Annotated in this window: 12 protein-coding genes; 5 read left to right on the plus strand and 7 right to left on the minus strand. The window is 51.8% G+C overall.

Going from position 1 to position 19180, the window contains the following annotated elements; genetic code table 11:
• Nucleotides 1-43 precede the first annotated feature (43 nt).
• Nucleotides 44-2776, plus strand: a complete 2733-nt coding sequence (locus tag H5P27_RS02605) for a valine--tRNA ligase (RefSeq protein ID WP_185658815.1) — start codon at nucleotides 44-46, stop codon at nucleotides 2774-2776.
• Between the two features lie 77 nt (nucleotides 2777-2853).
• Here H5P27_RS02605 and H5P27_RS02610 read toward each other — a convergent pair whose 3' ends face one another.
• Nucleotides 2854-4269, minus strand: coding sequence for an amidohydrolase family protein (locus H5P27_RS02610; protein ID WP_185658816.1), 1416 nt, complete (start codon nucleotides 4267-4269; stop codon nucleotides 2854-2856).
• A gap of 46 nt (nucleotides 4270-4315) precedes the next feature.
• Nucleotides 4316-5398 (minus strand): endonuclease/exonuclease/phosphatase family protein, encoded by a 1083-nt coding sequence (locus H5P27_RS02615; protein WP_185658817.1) that lies wholly within the window; start codon nucleotides 5396-5398, stop codon nucleotides 4316-4318.
• Between the two features lie 450 nt (nucleotides 5399-5848).
• Here H5P27_RS02615 and H5P27_RS02620 point away from each other — a divergent pair, with 450 nt between their 5' ends.
• Both H5P27_RS02620 and H5P27_RS02625 read left to right on the plus strand, forming a co-directional pair.
• On the plus strand, nucleotides 5849-6727 hold the full coding sequence (locus H5P27_RS02620; protein WP_185658818.1) for a type IV pili methyl-accepting chemotaxis transducer N-terminal domain-containing protein: 879 nt from the start codon (nucleotides 5849-5851) through the stop codon (nucleotides 6725-6727).
• Nucleotides 6728-6759: 32 nt separating this feature from the next.
• The gene (locus tag H5P27_RS02625; RefSeq protein ID WP_185658819.1) at nucleotides 6760-8472 is read left to right on the plus strand and encodes a methyl-accepting chemotaxis protein; all 1713 of its coding nucleotides are present in this window, start codon (nucleotides 6760-6762) and stop codon (nucleotides 8470-8472) included.
• Between the two features lie 51 nt (nucleotides 8473-8523).
• Here H5P27_RS02625 and H5P27_RS02630 read toward each other — a convergent pair whose 3' ends face one another.
• From H5P27_RS02630 to H5P27_RS02650, 5 genes are all read right to left on the minus strand, one after another.
• The gene (locus H5P27_RS02630) at nucleotides 8524-9810 is read right to left on the minus strand and encodes a class II aldolase/adducin family protein (protein WP_185658820.1); all 1287 of its coding nucleotides are present in this window, start codon (nucleotides 9808-9810) and stop codon (nucleotides 8524-8526) included.
• A 110-nt stretch (nucleotides 9811-9920) separates the two neighbouring features.
• Nucleotides 9921-10736, minus strand: coding sequence for an arylamine N-acetyltransferase family protein (locus H5P27_RS02635; RefSeq protein ID WP_185658821.1), 816 nt, complete (start codon nucleotides 10734-10736; stop codon nucleotides 9921-9923).
• A gap of 35 nt (nucleotides 10737-10771) precedes the next feature.
• On the minus strand, nucleotides 10772-13843 hold the full coding sequence (locus H5P27_RS02640) for an AAA family ATPase (protein WP_185658822.1): 3072 nt from the start codon (nucleotides 13841-13843) through the stop codon (nucleotides 10772-10774).
• Nucleotides 13840-14988: an exonuclease SbcCD subunit D gene (locus H5P27_RS02645; protein ID WP_185658823.1), complete on the minus strand. Its 1149-nt coding sequence runs from the start codon at nucleotides 14986-14988 to the stop codon at nucleotides 13840-13842. Before H5P27_RS02645 ends, H5P27_RS02640 begins: the two co-directional genes overlap by 4 nt.
• A 74-nt stretch (nucleotides 14989-15062) precedes the next feature.
• Nucleotides 15063-15692 (minus strand): sulfotransferase family 2 domain-containing protein, encoded by a 630-nt coding sequence (locus H5P27_RS02650; protein WP_185658824.1) that lies wholly within the window; start codon nucleotides 15690-15692, stop codon nucleotides 15063-15065.
• Between the two features lie 363 nt (nucleotides 15693-16055).
• On the opposite strand from H5P27_RS02650, the gene H5P27_RS02655 reads away from it, so the two are divergent.
• Together H5P27_RS02655 and H5P27_RS02660 are read left to right on the plus strand one after the other, a co-directional pair.
• Nucleotides 16056-17864, plus strand: coding sequence for a methyl-accepting chemotaxis protein (locus tag H5P27_RS02655; RefSeq protein WP_185658825.1), 1809 nt, complete (start codon nucleotides 16056-16058; stop codon nucleotides 17862-17864).
• A 62-nt stretch (nucleotides 17865-17926) separates the two neighbouring features.
• Complete coding sequence (locus tag H5P27_RS02660) at nucleotides 17927-19162, plus strand: hypothetical protein (protein WP_185658826.1); 1236 nt, start codon at nucleotides 17927-17929, stop codon at nucleotides 19160-19162.
• Nucleotides 19163-19180 lie beyond the last annotated feature (18 nt).

Raw genomic sequence — 19180 nt, forward strand, 5'->3', positions numbered from 1 at the left:
CCTTATCGCTAGGCCCTTTTTTTCGAAAACCGCTTATAAGCTCATGGCACAGGAAATCAATCAAGGCTACGACCCGAAGGAAGTTGAAACCAAGTGGTACGCCGCTTGGGAAAAAAACGGCTGCTTCGAAGGTGAAGTGGAAGAGGGCAAAGATGCCTATTCCATCATGATCCCGCCTCCCAATGTGACCGGGATCCTGCACATGGGCCACGTGCTCGACAACACCCTGCAAGACATCTTTATCCGTCGGGCCCGCCTCGAAGGAAAGAGCACGCTCTGGTTTCCCGGCACCGACCACGCCTCTATCGCGACTCAGACCAAGGTGGAGCAGGCCCTTCGCAACGAAGGTACCTCCCGCCGCGAAATCGGTCGCGAAAAGTTCCTCGAGCGGGCGTGGCAGTGGAGCGACGACCATGGCGGCAAGATCCTGAATCAGCTCAAGAAGCTCGGCGCTTCCTGCGATTGGCGTCGTACGACTTTCACCATGGACGAAAGCTACGAACGCTCCGTTCGGGCTGCCTTCGTGAAGCTCTTCGAGCGCGGCTACATCTACCGCGGCAAGCGTTTGGTTAATTGGTGTCCGAGCTCTCAGACCGCACTCTCCAACGAAGAGGTCATCATGAAGCCTCAGAAGGGCAAGTTCTGGAAGATGCGCTACGAGATCGTCGAGGAGCCAGGCCGCTACATCGAAATTTCCACCACTCGTCCGGAAACAATCATGGGCGATACCGCGGTTGCGGTTCACCCCGAGGACGAGCGTTACACGGATCTCGTTGGCAAACATGTTTGGCGTCCCTTTCCACGGGCGGAGATTCCCATCGTCGCGGATCGCGCGGTTGAGAAAGATTTTGGAACGGGAGCTTTGAAGGTAACTCCTGCTCACGACCAGGTCGACTTCGACATCGGCAAGCGTCACGATCTTCCCTTGATCGACGTCATGAATCCGGACGGCACGCTCAGCGATGCGGCCGGACCGGAGTTCGCTGGCATGGAGCGTTTCGCGGCTCGCAAGGCTGCCGCCAAGAAGCTCGAAGAGCTCGGTTTGCTGGTCGATACGGAAGATTATGAAAACAACGTAGGCTTCTCCGAGCGCGCCGACGTACCCATCGAACCGCGTCTCTCCGAGCAATGGTACTTGAAGTACCCGAAGGTCGAAGAAGCGAAGGCTGCGGTTGAGAAGGGGATCATCAAGTTCCACCCGAAGCGTTGGGAAAAGGTTTACCTCCATTGGCTCAACAACATCCAGGACTGGTGCATCAGCCGACAACTCTGGTGGGGGCAACGTATCCCTGTCTGGTACAAGAAGGGCGAGGATCGTCTCGACCCCAAGAACTGGCACGTTTCGGTCGATGGACCAAGCGATCCGGAAAATTGGGAGCAGGATGAGGACGCGCTCGATACCTGGGCATCTTCCTACATCTGGCCTTTCGCTACTTTCGGCTGGCCAAACGAAGACGAGAAGACGCTCAAGGAGCTCGCTCATTTCTATCCGACCAGCACCTTGGTCACTGGCTTCGATATCATTTTCTTCTGGGTGGCTCGCATGATCATGGCTGGCCTGGAGCTTTACGGAGAAGACAAGAAAGAGCTTACGGACGACGAGATCGCGGCAAGAATCCCATTCAAGGACATCTTCATCCACGGCCTCATTCGGGACTCCAAGGGACGCAAGATGTCCAAGACCTTGGGCAATTCGCCTGATCCGCTCGACTTGATCGAGCGCTTCGGTGCGGATGGACTGCGATTTGGCATCATCAATATTGCGCCAAGTGGTTCGGATATCCTCTTCTCCGAAGAGCGTATCGAGATTGGTCGTAACTTCTGCAACAAGCTTTGGAATGCCTGCCGATTCCGTCAGATGAACGGAGCGGTCGATTCCAACGCCTCGCTTGACGCGATCCTAGGTCGCCTCAAAACGTCGCCGCTCGACGGATACAGCAACTGGATCCTGTCTCGCTTGCTGGAGACTATGCGTGAGATCGAAGGTCAGTTCGCCAAGTTCGAAATGCACCAGCTTACCCATTCGCTCTACAACTTCGTTTGGGGAGATTTCTGCGACTGGTACGTGGAAGCGGCAAAGGCACTTCTGCAAAAGAAGGAAGACCCACGCCACGACATGGCTCTCGCAGTATCCGACTTGGCTATACGCCAAGCGCTTCAATTGCTTCATCCGGTCATGCCGCACATCACCGAAGAACTCTGGCATGCTATGGGTTACTGCGAGGAGGGTGCCTACATTCAGGATACCGTTCTTCTGAGTGCAGATGAATTGGCGGCCAAACTCGCCGAAGCGGGAGTCGTGGTAGATACGACCGCCGCTAATGACGTGGAGCAGGTTAAGGAACTTATTACCAAAGCCCGTTCGGTTAAGTCCGAGTACAATGTTGCTTCCAAGCGTGACGTGACCCTGTTCGTAAGCGCGACCGATGAAGCCAGCTCAAAAATCGTGTCCGAAAACTTGGATACGATCAAGAAGCTCGCCGGAGCGGCTACAATCGAGCTCAAGGATTCAGTCGATGGATGCCCGGGTGCGGTAAGCACGCTCGGCACTGTCTACCTCGATCTCTCCAGCGCTATCGACGTGGCTGCCGAAAAGGAGCGTTTGAGCAAAGAGCTCGAAAAGCTGAACAAGCAGGTCGCTGCGGGCGAAGGAAAGCTCAAGAATCCGAAGTTCGTGGACAAGGCTCCGGCCAATGTGGTCGAAGGGGCTCGCAAGCAGCTGGCAGAGACAGTCGCCAAGCGCGACGAAATCGCCCGCTTGCTGGAAAGCCTGTAGGCGAAGCTTTACTGATCCTTGGATTGGTTGAATTTACGAAAGGCGTTTCGACTGAAGTCGGAGCGCCTTTTTTGTATTCACATTTCAGGTATGGGCGTACCTTGAGCAGCCAGGGCTTCGAGCACGCGTTGCTGAGTGGCTTCGAAAGAAGCTTCGCGAGCCTCGGATTTTAGCCGTTCTATTCCCGCCGCATCGTAGAGTTCCCCGTGAAGAATCACTGCTGAAAGATCGCGCAGGTGCTCGATATTCGCCAGAGGGTTGCCCTTTACGAGGATTAGATCTGCGTCGAAGCCGGGTAGGATCTTGCCGATAGAATCTGATAAACCAAGCGCTTCCGCGGCGGTGGTCGTCGTGGTTTTCAAGATTTGCTCGGGAGTCAGCCCTGCTTTGTCCAAAAGCTCGAGTTCCTGCAAAAGGGCGTCACCGGGGATGTTTGTGAATATGCCAGCGTCGCTGCCGGCTACCAGAGGGATCTCGTGATCTTGGAAAACTTTGGTCGCTTTGAGGTAAAACTCGGAGAATTCGATTCGAGTGTCGCGTGGTTGCTTAGACCAGCGACGAAAGACCATTTGTTCGAAGGAGTTGATGAATGGATTCAGGAAATCGACGTTAGGACGTTTCAGGTATTCGCCTTGGCTGGCCGCGACACGGAGCAAATTTTCGTGGGCTACGAGGGTAGGGGTAATCACCGCTCCTTCATCCGCGATCTTGGCGGCCAAGGCTTCCAGCTTTTCTACGTCGAGATCGTCTCGTAAGGCGTGCCAGACGATGCTTTCCATATGTTCGATACATTGGAAGTGATCTTCGAGAATTTCGTCGAAATGGATACGAAATGGCTTTTCGTAGGGGATACCTTCATCTCTGAAACCCTCCGGTGTGTGTCCCGTCAGTTTCATGCCGAGAAGTTCTGCTTCCTCAACCAAAGCCTCGTAGGCCTCTCGGTTCAGATTCGAGTAAACCTTGATCAAATCGTAGCCTTTTTCTTTCTGGGCACGTGCCTCTGCTCGAGCTTCCTCCGCGGTATGGATCAGCTTGTGGTTTAATTGGGCGTTGGGTCCGGGTGAGTTCACGATGGGACCGGTGGTTATCAATCGAGGTCCAACCATTTCACCAGCCGCTATCATTTTGGCTGCTTCTAGGTGAAAGGGCATGCCGGACATGTTTCTCACCGTGGTGACTCCGAAAGCTGGATACGCTTTCAAATCGGCGGGACCCCATACATGTACGTGCATATCGATAAGTCCGGGCAAAAGAAAAAGTCCATTACCTTTCAATATTTCAGAGTTCTCAGGAGCGACTATTTCTTGGCTCGGACCGACCTGGACAATCATGCCGTTTTCGATCAAAACGGAGTAACCGAACTTCGCCTCGGCGACTTCATCCGCCATGCTTATCAAGGATACGTCTTTGATCAGGAGCGAATCGGCGGAGATGATCGTGACGGGTCCTAAACTTAATATAAGGGCTAGAGAGAGGAGGCTCTTTGTAAGCATGGAAACTGTAGTTGAAACCTGGTGAGTGAAATCGTTGCTAAGTCTGCTAGACAGATCCCTCTCGCTTGCGGGTCAGGTATTGGCTGGAAAAGTCAATTTTTAGTTCCGCCCATAGAGGGAGATGGTCTGACATTTGATGGGTGCGCCAATAGGTTTTGTAGTAGCGAGCTTGCCCTTTCTCATCCCTGATCTTTCCACGAGTGTTCCGCAGGTAGGCTTCTCCCATTTGTTCGATGTAGAGTGCCTGGTCGGCTTCGGTGTAGATATGTTTGAAATAATCGAAGACACCGGCTCTCCCGGTCCAGTCGAGTCTGTCTTTTTGGATACGGAAAGCAATTTGGTCGTAGCAGCGGTTTTGGGCTGCATTGGTGACGAACTCTCGATGGCTATCTGGAATCGTGAATCCGCCCGTTTTCGTGAGCTCTCCAAAGGCTCCGTTTTCGTTGCTGGAAAAAATGTTGAAGTCGCCCAGCAGGATGAGGTTTCGCGACCAAGCGGTGGGATCCTGCGTTCGCTTTTTGAGGAACTTTGCGATCTTGCGGATTTCTTCGATGCGGTCGGCCGGCTCGATTCCTCCGCGGGACGGCTCGCGGCCCCAGAGAATGTGAGCGGAGCAGAGCATGAAGTTGGACCAGCCTGCTTTGAAGCCGCAGATGTAAGGGGTTCGCCAAATTTGGCTGGCGGGCCGTTGCGTGCCATCCTCCGCTTTTACGTCCGGCAGCACCAGTTCTCCGGCAAGTCCTCCAAATGAGACCTTTCGGGAGTCGTAGAGGTAGACCATGCGCTCGTTGTTTCCTTGGCGACCTTCGGTCGTATCGCTGATCAGCGGTTTCCAAAACGGGCCGAGGATGGATAGGACTCTATTTAAGGCTTTCAGGTCGCGATAGACCTCTTGGATTGCGACGATGTCGAAGCGGGAAATGATCTCGGCGATGTAGTAGATCGCTTCGTCGGAGCGTTCCCCGTAGGCAGGCTTATCGAAGTCCCGAATATTCCAAGTGGCTACGAGGAGATTCGAATCGGTAGTTTTATCAGGGATTTCTCTTAGTGCCTCTTTGAGCAATAGGAGGCGATCTATGGTTCTGCGGCCGCTTACGCTACGGGCATCTATTCCGTGGTAAAATGACATGGAAAGGGAGGTTCAGAGTTGGAAGGCTTTTCGATGGTGCCTGTTTCCCAACTCATTGTCACGCTCCGCTTTCAGACAATTACACCACGAAAAAAGACGCCACGAATAAAGTGCCCCGCGACTAAACTTTCCTATGGATCCTCGCATGCCGTGTAGGGACGAATCTCATTTCGTCGATGACTGAACCATCCATTTCCGTCAAATTCTGATCAGCATGGCATTACGTTTTGGTGGTAACGAAGCAGGGTGAATCTCCTAATTTTTTCAGATCTCCTAGGTGACTCTCCTTCGGTGCTCATTTACTTTCTTATGTTCAAAACCTCAGTTTTGTATAAATAAATTCTATATCGGGTGTCACACCTGTAAAAGGGCTCAAATAAAGTAGGTTCGATATATCACGTGTTAAACGGGCAGCTAAGGCGGCCGTGGTAGTAGGGGGCAACGATCTATATGAAAAATCCACTTACTACCATCCTCCTCATCGCACTTGTAATTTCATCTTCTCTCCGAGCTGAGGTACCGACAGCTGCTGAGAGCGGACGCATCCTAAACCTATCGGGACGCCAACGAATGTTATCGCAGAAAATGACGAAAGAGCTCCTTTTCACAGCGGTAATGCCTCAGTCCAGCGCGAATCTGGAACACGCCGAGCAAACAGTGAAGCTCTTTAACGATACCTTATATAGTCTGCGTGACGGCAATACGGAGCTGGGTCTCCCTGCAACCACTGATCCGCGTATTTTGCGTCAGATCGGAAAAGTAGACGAATTATGGATACAGTATCGAACAGTAGTGGAAGGTATCATTGCTAGTAGATCTATCGCCGAATCAGATGTAGCTGCAATCGCTAAACTGAATCTCCCGCTTCTCAAGGAGATGAACAAGTGTGTGACTCTCTATGAACGGCAAGCGAGCGGGGCATCAATGCAAGGGAATCCGGCCCTCGCTGTCGCAGTGAACCTTTCGGGAAAGCAGCGCATGCTCTCTCAAAAGATGACTAAAGAGCTGCTGCTGATCACCTACGGGTTCGATACTGAAACCAACATGCTTCTGCTCACGGAGACTTACAGCCTTTTCGATCGGACTTTAACAGGGCTGGAAAGAGGGGACGATTTACTAGAGCTTTCCGCTGCGGTTAACACTCCTGAGATATTGCAGCAACTTGAGGTGGTTAAGTCGGTTTGGGCCAAGTATCTACCTGTAGTGAAGTCTGCTGCTGATGGAGAGGAAATAAGTGCTGAAAGGCTGGTTCTAATCCAGAAGCTGAACATGACCCTTCTTAAGGAAATGAACAAGGCTGTCGGGATGTACGCTGAGCTTGCTTCGTAGCCTAGACCAGAATCTCGCGAATACCCCGCCCCATGACTATTTATAACAAGCAGAAGCTGAACATGGTTGTAGCTGTCGGCTTCATGCTGGCACTCGCTGTGGTGGCCGTTTTTTTCCTACATAGCATTTCTGACAAATCCCAAGAGCTGGCAAACGCGACAGAAGGACAGGCTTCCCGCTCCTTGCTCTCAGTACAAGAGATTGAAGACAATTTGCAGCGAACGGTAGAAGTTCAAAAAGAGAGCCTTGCTCAGCAAAGGGAAGTCGAAAGACAAATCCTTTTGCTAGGCGAGCGAGTCGATGCGCTCTCCGCTGAATTCAATCGAGTCGCTCAAGACATGGAGGAAACGAGTCGCAAAGTTCGGATCGTTTCGATGAAGGCTTCAGATTTAAATGAGGTGATAAGCGATTCGGTAGAGGATCTATCTTTGGCGTTTGAAGCTCTCCCGGAAGGTGACGTTCGCTTCGATTTGGAAGACGTCTGTGACGAGCTTTATGACAGCCAGGATCTACTGCAAAAAGAGGTCATTTTGAGTCTGCAAGGGTCAAGCCGCTCCATTGACGATTTTCGAGAGAAGATAGCCTCCACCGCTAGTGCGATGGCATCGCTATCGCAAATAACTCATGAGCAAATTGCTATGGTCAAAGTAGCTAGCGACCAGTCTGAGGAGACGAGTCTTTTAGCTAACAACGCTATTAAGCTCACGCATTCCACGGTTGAAGACCAATCCTCTGTGTTAGCTCGTAGCAAGAAAACAGCGAATGAACTAAAGGCCTCAACGAAGTCGAGCCAAGTAGCTCTGATTGCAGTTAGTGTTTCGGCAATAATAGTTCTCGTTTTCGCAACCTGTTTGATTGGGCGAAGTATCGTGAAAGGACTCACGGCCCTTCTCGATTCGCTCATGCACAACAAGGACGACACCATTGTTTCGAGCGACGAAGTATCACGTATAAGCGGTGCTCTGGCATCGAGTTCTGAACAGCTTGCGAGAGTAAGTGAGGAGACATCCGCTGGAGTTGTTGAGGTTCGCTCCATGAGCGAGATGAACGCTCAAAAAGCGGAAGAAGCGAAAGACCACGCCGACGAGGCGGTCGCCTCTACCGAAGAAATGTTTGAGAGGATGGAACGTTTGCAGAGCGCTATGGATGAAATTAGCGCCTCCAGCTCGGAGATAGGTGGAATTCTATCCAACATCGAAGATGTCGCCTTCCAAACGAATTTGCTGGCCCTAAACGCCGCAGTGGAAGCGGCGCGAGCAGGAGAAGCCGGGGCTGGTTTTGCGGTCGTGGCCGATGAAGTGAGAGCATTGGCGATCCGTAGTTCTGAGGCGGCTAAAAAGACAGCTGAAGTGATTTCACGAACTCAGAAATTGACTGAGGAAGGTTCAAACAACTGCAGTATCGCTACCACCAGCTTACAAGGTGTTCTGGAAAAAATGGGAGTTATGCACGAGAGCTTCGGTTCAATAGTCTCTGCATCGGCAGAACAACTACAGGGAATGGTCAGTCTAAGTACTTCGATTAGAGACGTAGAGTCGCTCTCGACCGAGCTGAAAGAAAAGTCTCAAAATGCCTCTCATGCGTCCAACAGCTTAAATGGCCAGATCGAAAATCTAGACGGCCAAATCGCGGAACTCGAGCTGATGCTGAAAGGCTCCCGGAGCGGCCCCAACTCCTCAGACGCGGACCTTGACGATTTTCAAGTCAAAGATCGCTCTGGAGTGTCTGAGCTCTCTCTTAACTGACGTAGTTGAACTTTGGGTGCGGGTAGCGACCAGCCAGATGGCCGGACGATGCTACCTTCCAAGGAAGGCCACCTTCAACTCGTCGATGGCAGGATCGTCCATTTCGACCAAGCCTCCCAAGGCGTAGGCGTCGATGAGGGAGCCGGCGCTGAACTCTGCTACTTCCAGGCGATCGTAGGCTTCCAGTAAGGATTTACCAACTACAAGCACAGCTTCGTTCTCGATCAAGATAACCGGGCTGTCCTCGCCGATAACCCCTGATACAGCTGCTTCGTCGGTGTATTGGGCTCCGAAAGGGAGAGTCGGAATATCCCGCAGCAAAATGTAACTTTCTGGAATCGTCCGAGTCGCAAAAGGCGTGTCGGTCAGACAGAAGGCGGCGCTAGAAGGAGGTTGAGCGGTGATGATTGAGTTGATCCACGGATGGTCGCGGTAGACGCGCTCGTGGAGTTGGACCGCTCGGCTAGGGAGCTTTCCGCGTTCGCGTTGTCCGTCTTTTATCAATACGACTTCCGAGACATCGAGGAGCTGCCTGTCGACTGCGGTTGGGCTGATGAGGAAACTGTTTTCGTCCAACCTGGCGGAAACGACGCCTTCTAGGCTGGAGACGAGTTGATGGCGGTAGGCGCGATGCATGATCTCGCAAATATGGTGACGCAGTGCTTTTTCTTCGCTCGTGCGTTCAGTCGGATCGAACTCAGGGAGAAGGTGCTTTCTCTGGTGACGAAGATCGACTTGCTCTTGGGAAAGCTCTTTCACTTTGCCAAGACGTTTAGCCTTGATGGCGAGCCGTCCGCAGAACTCCAAGGTCTCGAAACGTGAGAAGGCGTCCAGCATGTCTTTTCCGCCACAGACCACGCCATGATTTTCTAGGAGCACGGAATCATTTCCACGGGCAAAGGTCTCGGCGATATTCTCACCTAGCTTAGCGCTGCCGGGGAGGGCGTAGGGGGCGAAGTCCACGTTTTGGCAGACTTCATAAGCCTGTGGGATGATCCGAGTAGGAGGCGCCTTGCGTACGATGCTGTAGGATACCAGAGCGGAGGGATGGGCATGAACAATGGCCTTAATGTCTGGCCGGGCATCGTAGATGGCCTTGTGGAAAGGGAACTCGGATGAAGGGCGATGCCGCCCGCTTACAGTTCCGTCCGGCAGTACCTTCACTATGTCGTGCCAGGTTAGAGATCCTTTGTCCACGCTGGCTGGAGTAATCCAAATGGTCCCGTCCGGTTCTTTGATAGAGATGTTGCCACCTGATGTGGTGGTCATGCCGAACTGGTAAATGCGATCCATGATGCTGAGCAACTGTTCGCGTGGATGAAGGAAATCAAAGTTCATAAGCTGTGGGTTATGGGGTACAATTAACGCAGTCCTTCGCCTCTCACAACTCAGATTATCGTAAATCCCACTCTGATCGTCAGAAGGTCAATCTAAACGGGCTAAGTCGCTTAGGCTAGAGGAGTAGGGAAGGGCAATTGGTCGAAATGGTCCAGCTCTAGATCAAAGCGTGTTTTGAGCAGCTCCTTGAGCTGGGCTTTCCCCTCGATCGCCGTCCTTACGGAATGTCCGTTCCAGTCTCTTGTGATTAATTCGGTATCGGATATCATGATACGCCCATTCGAAGAGATTTGGGCGACGAGCAAGGAGTTGCGGAACCGAGCTTTGGGATGGGTGCAAGAATACCAATTGCCAATTTCCAAGTCGACCGGAGCAACACCTTTGGCCTCAAATAGATAAACGTCCCGCCATTCCTCGCCAACCATCATCTGGTGAAGATGGCCTCCGTCTGTATCAACTACACGTCTGGGTTCGAAGTCTAGGTGTTGAGTCGCTTCCGACTGAAGCGAAATAGGCTCGATCAAGCCGGGGCCCCCGAATCCCACGTCCGCAAGGTAGGGACCCTTTTCGGTTTCGACTCCAAGGATCATGTGGGTGAGCGGAGTGGTCGTTCCTACCGGAGCTTGCCAGCGAACTCGAGCGATATAAGGCGTAACACGGAAGCCGATCTTCCTCAAAACGTCCGAGAAAAGGGTGTTTTGCTCGAAGCAATAGCCGCCTCTTCTTTGCTCTACTAACTTTTCGAAAACGCTATCGCTATCGATTCGAATTACGTGACCGAGTAAAACGTTTAGGTTCTCGAATGGAATACTCTCTTCGTGCAGGCGATGTAGAATCCTCAGGCATTCAAGGGTTGGGGTTGCTAGGCCCGTGTATCCAATTCTTTGGAAGTATTTCTCCAGGAAGGAAGAGTCGCTTTGTTTCATGGGATTAATTTCTTCTTTCACACGGCGGCGTAAGCTTATGCCATAATTTTGAAGGCTGCTTTTGAGCCCTGGCGTGTGCTGGTAACTTCGAGTCGAACATCAATGCGCTCTTTCAACTCCGGAACGTGGGATATGATTCCAACCAGGCGGCCTTTTTCTCTGAGATCCATGAGGGCCTTCAAAGCCTCGTCTAAGGCTTCTTGGTCTAGAGTGCCGAATCCTTCGTCGATAAAGAGGGCATCCATTCTAACGCCGCCCGAGTAGCTTTGCACGACGTCCGCGAGACCGAGAGCGAGAGCTAGGGAAGCCAGAAAAGACTCTCCACCGGAGAGGGTGTTCACGCTGCGCGATTGCCCGGTGAATTCGTCGAAAACATCTAGATCCAAGCCCGAGGCCCGTCGCATGTCGTTTCGCTCCCGACGTCTCTCCAGGCGAAAGCGGCCGCGGCTCATTCGCACAAGTCGCGAACTAGCAGCAATCAAGGTGTCGTCCAGAAAGGCGGTTAGGACGAAGCGTTGTAGTGTGATACCAAGGACGTTTTTACCGTTTACGGCGTCGGCCACTTTCCCCGCGGTAGAGTAAGCTGTTTGTAGCTCACCGAATTCCTTCTCCATTTTGTCCAATTGCTGACAAGCTCGTTTCAACGTATCCAGATCTTTGCTAAACCCTGCTTTCAGATCTCTCGTTTCTTGCCACGCTTTTTCGGCCGCCTGCTGCTCCTCGCTATAACGGGTGAGTTGAGGACGTTCGGCAGCCTTTGACTTTGCGAGCTCCTCTTTTGCTCTGGCACATCGGCTTTGTGCGGCAGCCATCTCTTTTGCGAACTGCTCTAGCGTTTTCTCGAGAACCAGCAGTTCCTCCGAATCGAGCCGAGCCTTGTGCCACGCCTCCTCATTTTCGAAGCCAATCGAGCTAAGAGCTTTTTGCCATACGCTTTGCAACTCCGCTTCCGCTTTTGCGGCGTCTTTCGTAGTCTTTTCCAAGGAGCGAATTTGAGTTAGCGTCTGCTGATGTGTCTCCCTGCTTGCTTGGAGGCTTTTCTCGGTAGTCTCCTTTGATGTCTCAAACTCTCGGATACGATTACGGATCAGAGACCTTCGCTTATTCAATGCGATGGAAGATCGGAGCTCCGTTGGTATATCCTGCTGCATCACTTTTGAAGCGGAGAGTAGTTTTTCAAAACTGCCTTTTCTTTCGTTCGCCGCCTCTTCGGCCTTTTTTGCGGCTAGGGCGGCTGCCTCCGCCTCGCTACGCGATTTTGCCAGCGAATCCTCTGTCAAACTGGTCGCTTCCTTCTGCAACAATTTTAGTTCTGTATCCAGTTTTCCGATCGATTCTAGAATTTGAGCTTCGCTCGATTCTGGTTTGGCAAGGGCGTCGCGTTTGGAGCGAAGGAGGGTGAGTTCTTTTTCGGCATTTTGGTAAACCTCTCGAGCGGCTTCCAGCTTCTTGAATGCGTCCTCTGCGGATTTGCGGAGCGATTTAATCCGAGTTTCGGAGGGAAGTGACTCGGCTGAGCTATGGGCGGGTTTGGGATGATGGGTCGAGCCGCAGACTGGGCAGGGGGCCTCTGTTTCCAGTTGGCTGGCCAGTAAGGCCGCTTGGCCGTTATCCCAACGATCTTGCTCTTGGTCTCGCTCAGAGCAAAGTCGCTTCCACGTTTCAGCCAGAACTTTACCGGCGGTCTTTCGAGGTTCTTGAGCTTTCTCTAAAACCGTGATTTTCTCAGAGAGAACTTTTCGCTGGTTTAAAATCTTAAGCGCTTCCTGTGCCTTTTTCAGTTCGGTATCGATCTGTGGAATACGCGACCGAGCCTGCAGCGATTTGGTCCAACGTTTTTCCAATTCAGGAATTCGCTTAGCCAGCTCGGTGCTATGCTTGCCGAGTCGATCTGATTCCTTGCTAGCTTCGCTGAGTTGTCTCTTCGCGGTTTCTCCTTCGCTCTGTAATTGGATCAAACGGTTGAGCTTGGGCTCAAGATCGTCGAGTTTGGCCAGTTCGGTTTCCCATTTTTTGAAGGAGTCGGAATCCTTGTCGAGAAGGGCTTTTTTCTCGATTGCTTGCTGTAAGGCTTTTTCTTGAGCGGGCAAAATCTTCCGAAGCCCTTCGAGCTCTGAGTCTGCTTTTTCCCGATGCCGTTTCGATTGAGTATAGAGTTCGAACTCCGAGCGAAGGTTCGCTGCTTTTCGTGCCAATTCGACTCGAGCTTTTGCGTCTTTGGTTTCGCTTTCTCTCGCTTTGATCGCCGAGAGCTCTGTATCCGCTTTTTCCAACTCTAGGAATTGTTGATCCAGAAGGCGGGCCGCTTCTAGGGCTTTGTTGGCTTGCTCTCTTTTGGTCTGTAGCGGTTTAAGCTGAGCCTCCAGTTCCTCGATTTTAACCCGAGTCAGGCTGAGTTTTTCGCGTAGTTCTTGTTCGGATTCGCTTAAATGGGCCTCGAGCAAAGCCGCTTTTTGTTGGAGTCCAATCTTGGCTTGGTCCTGAAGATTTTTCGCCTTGGTTTTGAGTAGCTCTGCGAGTGCCGAGAAGCGTTGTGTCCCGAACAAGGTTTCTAGGATTTCTTCCCGTTTTTTAGAGTCGGCTTCCAAGACTTCTCTGAATCTGCCTTGCGGAATGAGAATGACTTGTCGGAACTGCTCTGCGGAGAATCCGAGCATGCGGGCGACTTCGCTGTTAACCTGCCCCGCTTTGGTAGCGAGTGGAGTCCAGTTGAGATCCGAAGGTCCTGGATCTCGGCCGGGTGAATTGCCTTTCCAGAGGTTCGCTTCTGCGGGCCGTTTAGTCGTTCCTTCGCCCCGTTTTTTTGCGACCTCCTGTTCGGGTTGTCTTTCGACTCGGAAATAGTTTTCGCCGACGCAAAAGTCGAACCGTACGAAGGTGAGGGTTTTGGTATCCGCTTGCTGGCTACGCATTTGTGCCCCGTTTCGCCCGGCTCCAGAGGTTTCTCCGTACAGGGCGTACGTTATGGCATCCAGCAAGGTGGTTTTTCCCGAGCCAGTGGGGCCGTGGATCAAAAAGAATTCGCGACCGCCAAGCTCCGCAAAGTCTAGCGTTTGTGGCTCAGCGTAAGGTCCGAAGGCTGATAGGGTGAGTCTCAGTGGTTTCACAAAGAGGCTCCCTCGCTTAGAGGTTCGGATCGGTTCAGCTCATTAATCGCTTGCTGGAAAAGAGAGAGTTCTTCGGGGCTTGGCTCTCCATCCAAGGCTTCACGGTAGAAGTTTGAGAAGAGTTCGGTCTCGGTCGATTCTCGTCGTTTTTGGATTTGGCTGGCGGAGGTTTTCTGAAGGTAGGTACGCTCGATTTGAAGTACGTTGGGATAGACTTCTCTTAAGCGGCTGATGGCGTTTAAAAGAGCGCCTTGATCTGTCAGAGTTACCCGAAGGTAATCCAGTCGCTTGGGATCGTTAGAGGCACCGGAAATCAGCTTAAGCAATTCACCTTCCAAGTTTCTTACGTCGCGTCTGGGCTTTAATGGTACGAGCCTGACGTTGATGTCTCCGCTTACGGGATCCATTTCCCCGATGACGACTGATTTTTTATGGGAGGCCTCGGAGAAGGAATATTTGAGCGGCGAGCCGGAATAAAGGCAGTTGGGAGCGATCGTCTGTGGGGCGTGGAGGTGTCCCAAGGCAACATAGTCGAAGTCTTTGAAGAGTTCGTAAGGCACGGTCCCCGCTCCGCCTACAGAAAGTGGTCGTTCTGATTCCGACTCGGTTTTAGCGCCCGCTACGAACGCGTGGGCAACGAGCATTCGACGACGATCAGGAGAGAAATTCTCTCGCATGCGATCCAGGCATACCTGCATCGCAGTGGCGTGGTCGCGAACTTCGGATGCGCCCGCCCAGGCTCGGACTTCCGCGGGCTCGGCGAAGGGGAGTGCAAAGACGTCTATTCCACCCACTTGGATTGGCTGGATGGCTTCTTCGAAATTGGCGACTATGTGCAGACCGGATTTGGCCAATAAAGAAGCTCCGTAGCCGACTCGGGTGGCGCTATCGTGGTTTCCCGGTATAGCGATGATGGGCGCTCCAGTCTCCGAGATCAGCCGCGCCCAAGTTCGGTCGAGCAGGGCGACCGCTTCGGGTGGGGGAACGGCCCGGTCGTAAAGATCTCCAGCTACGATGACAGCATCGACCTTCTCGGCTACTGCGATGTCGACGATTTGGTCTAAGGCGACGGCTTGATCGTCAGTGAGATGGAGCTGATGGAATATGCGACCGAGGTGCCAATCCGCGGTGTGGAGAAACTTCATTTCTCCAGCCAATAGCTAAGCGGACTGGGTGCGATAGCAGAATTGGGCGAGAGGCAATTTTTGATATCTGCCAGCTAGCCTTGGTAGCTGTAGCCGAAACGCTGGAGATCCTCGGACCAGAATTCTTCAACTTTGTCCCTCAGCTTTTCGTCATAATAGGACTGATACGCGGAGCGAGAGCTGGCGTTTTCGTGCGGAAGCTCTGCCTTCAGTCCGAGTTGACGACAGACCATCTTAAAGTCATCTGGCAGGCTCTCGAAACGCCCCACGAAGTCGACCATGAGGTTTCCGTCTTTGTCGCAGATGGCACGGCTCTGGTGGAGCTTGTCTCGCTGGATTTCGTAGTCGACGAAAGCAGAGAAAGAGCCGAGAGCGGTTACTTTTGCGTGCCGGTGGTGCCGTTTGTTCTTGCGGATGTAATGGTAGGACGAAACGAGCAGATCGAAGGGGTTACGTACGAAGGCGAATTTGTACATGCGGTGGTATCTTTCTGCCCCCAGTCGCTTGCGGGCGTAGTTCCAGTCGGCATGGATGGGGAAGTAGGTCTTTCTTGGATCACGTACGAGGCCGATCTTGCTGCGTAGTCGAGTGATGCGGTCCTTGGGCATTTGCTCAGCATAGGGTTGGAGGGCCCGCTGAATGCTGCTCCCCGCAGTCTTACAGATGTGAATGAATAGGAAGTTGTGACCGTGGGAAATGAGCATGCTACCACTTTGAAGTTTTATGGATGAAACTGGGATGAATACCTTACTAGAAAATTTCGCGAATACATAGGGTGCCTACTGAAGCGCAAACTCGAGATTCATGGTTTTTAAGGTCCGTTTTGAATGAATACCCGATTTCAAGCGCTGAGTGTTTACCCGTTTTTATAAGCGTTTAACAGAATGAAACACTTTTCTTAATAGGAGAATCAAATTATAGTTATAACTTTATTATAAAGGATTTTTGGATCCCCTATAGGTAAAGATGCTGTAGGTTTTCCCGATTCTCTCTGCAGCCTGCAGCCCCCGTACTCAGGCTACTTAGCTACCCTCACAACTCGGAATAAGCGCCAGGGAGAACTGGAAATGAAACTAAAACTTAGAGATAAATTTTTAATAAGCTCACTGGCTTTCGTGATCTTGGGAATGGGTACTCTGGCTGTGATCACTCACTACCGATTCAAATCGGCCCTCGAGGATGCTGTGGAGTCCCAAAGCATGCAGCAGGCTAGCAGTGCGGCTCACGAAGTAGATACTTGGCTGGAAGACAAAGAGCGAGAGATGAAGGCTTGGGTTTCGGGGCACAACGTTACTGCTCTGTCCGATGGCTTTTCTAAGGTCCTAGAGGAAAGGGTTGCAGAGTCCCCATGTGCGGAGTCGATTTACTTGCTTGATAACAGCGGGCTAATAGTGGCTGCTTCTGAGCATGTTTCTCCGGAAATGGCCTCCCGCCTAGGCACCATCTCGAGAACTTATGCAGAGCAGGAAGGTTTTTTGCCTATCAGCTACAACTCTAATGAGGAAAAGGCGTCTTTCTTTTTGTCAACCTTGGTGGAATCGAATGGATCCCGATCCGGCCATATGCTGGTGGAGATGTCGCTCGACTACTTATACGAAAGGTTTGTGTCCAGAATCCAGGTAGGAGAAGAGGGGTATGCCTTTATCGCAGAGGAGAGTGGACTGATTGTCGCTCATCCAAATTCCAATTACGTCGGCACGCTCGACATCCGAACATATGATTGGGGCAAACAGACGCTAGAGAGCCCGGGTGAATTCATCACCTACGAATTCGAGGGCAAGGGTAAGATAGCTGCTGTACAGGCTATTTTCGAATCCGATTGGGTGCTTTGTGTCACTGCCTACAACGAAGACGTGTACGCTCCTGTGAAGGCGGTTGCTTGGTTTACGTTTTTTATCACCGGTGGGATTTGCCTGGTCGCTGCTGTATTCATCGTGTGGATAACTACTAGCATCGTGGGACCGATACATGAGATTATGGGAGGCTTGGATAGCTCGGCTTTCCAGGTTACTTCAGCGTCTAATCAGGTCGCCTCTGCGAGTATGGATCTTTCGAAAAGTTCAGAAGAGCAAGCGTCCTCGGTGGAAGCGACCTCAAATTCTCTTACCGAAATTGCCGGCAAGACGAACGGTAACGCGGAAAAGGCGGCAGGGGCTCGACAGGTCTTGAATGAAACTTCTATTCGTAGCTTGGAGGAGGTACATGTACAGATTCAGGAGGCGCAGAGAGCGATTTTTGAAACGAGAGAGACTGCGGAGCAAACTCTGAAGGTAGTAAAGACGATCGACGAAATTGCGTTCCAAACCAACCTGCTCGCTTTGAATGCGGCAGTAGAGGCTGCCAGAGCAGGTGAGGCAGGCAAGGGATTCGCAGTTGTGGCGGAAGAGGTTCGGGCATTGGCCGGAAAAGCTGCATCTGCAGCCAAGACCTCCGGAGAGTTGATCAATTCCTCTTACGATTCTGTGCAGCATGTCTCCTCGATGAACGAGAAAATTGCCGACTCTATGAAGCGTAATTTGGAGATCGCTCATTCGGTGGCTGAAAAGATGGATGAAATATCTGAAGATTCTCTTGGTCAGGCTGCCTGTATTCAGGAAATAAGCGCATCCATGGCGGCTATCGATAAGGTTACCCGAGACAACGTAGCAAACTCCGAGGAAAGTGCCTCTGCTGCGGAAGAACTAAATGTCCAAGCAAGACAGCTCAAGGAATTTGTCGACATGCTCGACAGCGTACTGAACGGAGTGAAAGCAACGCAAAGCGCTGAAAATGAAGCTGCTTTGGCTCCCCGTCCACGACAAGAGCCCGGGAGCTCCCCAGCCCGTTTCGATCGAGTCGACGATTCAGCCGACGTTATGTCGGAAATGTGGAACTAAGCAGTCTTCGCGGCACGTGGGGGCGGTAAATAAAAATTTCTAGAACCTGAAATTATAACGTTATGATGCATATCAATCTTAACGCAGTCTCCCGCAGCACGGTACGGCTCCTCAGCATTCTTGGCCTGATTGCAGGCTTGGTGAACGGTTTGAACGCAGATGATCATTTCGATCGATCAGTTCAAACTTCTGGCAGTGTCCAGCTGTTGTCCATGGAGCGCGACTACGGCAACGGTGTCGATGGAAGCAGTACCAGCATTTCCGCGACTGTGAACTTGGATTCGAATCTAAGCGAAAATCTCTCTTGGCACGGTCAGTATGTTCATGTCGAGAATCTTCAAGAGGATGGAAGGGAAGACGCTGCGTATTGGCTATCCAATGACTATACCAGCCTGCTAAATGAGCTTTATCTAGAGTACCATGCTGAAGGAGATTCTATAAGTGAGGTCAGCTTGAAGCTGGGACGGCAGGTTGCTGGCTACGACTTCTTTCCCACCTACAAGACGCGGCATAAGGGACAGGCTTTTGGGGGAGTTAGCTTTCACGGGAAGGTTCTTGGGTCGGTTAGCCTAGATCTAGGGCACATCGCCGATTTTAGTGCCTGGCCGAGTCGGGTCGACGGTTCCTCGTCTTTGACTAGTGATTTTGCCAGTATCAGCGAACGCCTTGGCCAAACCGGTGGAGATAACGGGGTACAGTTTATACAGGCCAAATGGGGGCAGGGTGAATCGTTTAGCTTTTCAAGCTATGGTTATCATGTGGACGGTTACTACGACACCTTAGGGTTGAAGGTGAACTACTTGCTTCACGAGTCGGAAGAGTCGGGTGCGTATAATGTGTCGGTTCATGCTTTTCAGCAAGAGGGCACTCGCTCTGGTCCGTTTTCTAGTCAGGACGGCCGAGTTGTTGAATTGAATCTAAACTACAAGAAAAACGCCTTGTCGATGGATCTTGGATGGACCCATGTTGGTGGTGATTCGACTATTTTGAACCCGTTCCGTACCTCTTTTGCAATCGATGCGACTCTTCTTTGGTACACGAATCAATTTGAGAGGGGAACAGATTCGGCCCATCTCAAGACGCTTTACAAGCACAAGCAGTGGACATTCTACGGAGCGTTTATTGCGGCTCAGCATCAAGACGATCGTGAAGAAACCGAAGCGAACGCGGTCGTGAAATATCAATTCGAAAACGATATTTGGGTCGCCTTCAAAGGAGGGTATGGAACTCGTGACTACGAGGCGTCTCCCGATCAGCACGCGCGTGATCTCCGACTCTTTGTCGGACGTTCCTTCTGAACGCACGCAGCATTGGCC

It is taken from the genome of Pelagicoccus albus (genome assembly GCF_014230145.1).
GTDB lineage: Bacteria > Verrucomicrobiota > Verrucomicrobiia > Opitutales > Opitutaceae > Pelagicoccus > Pelagicoccus albus.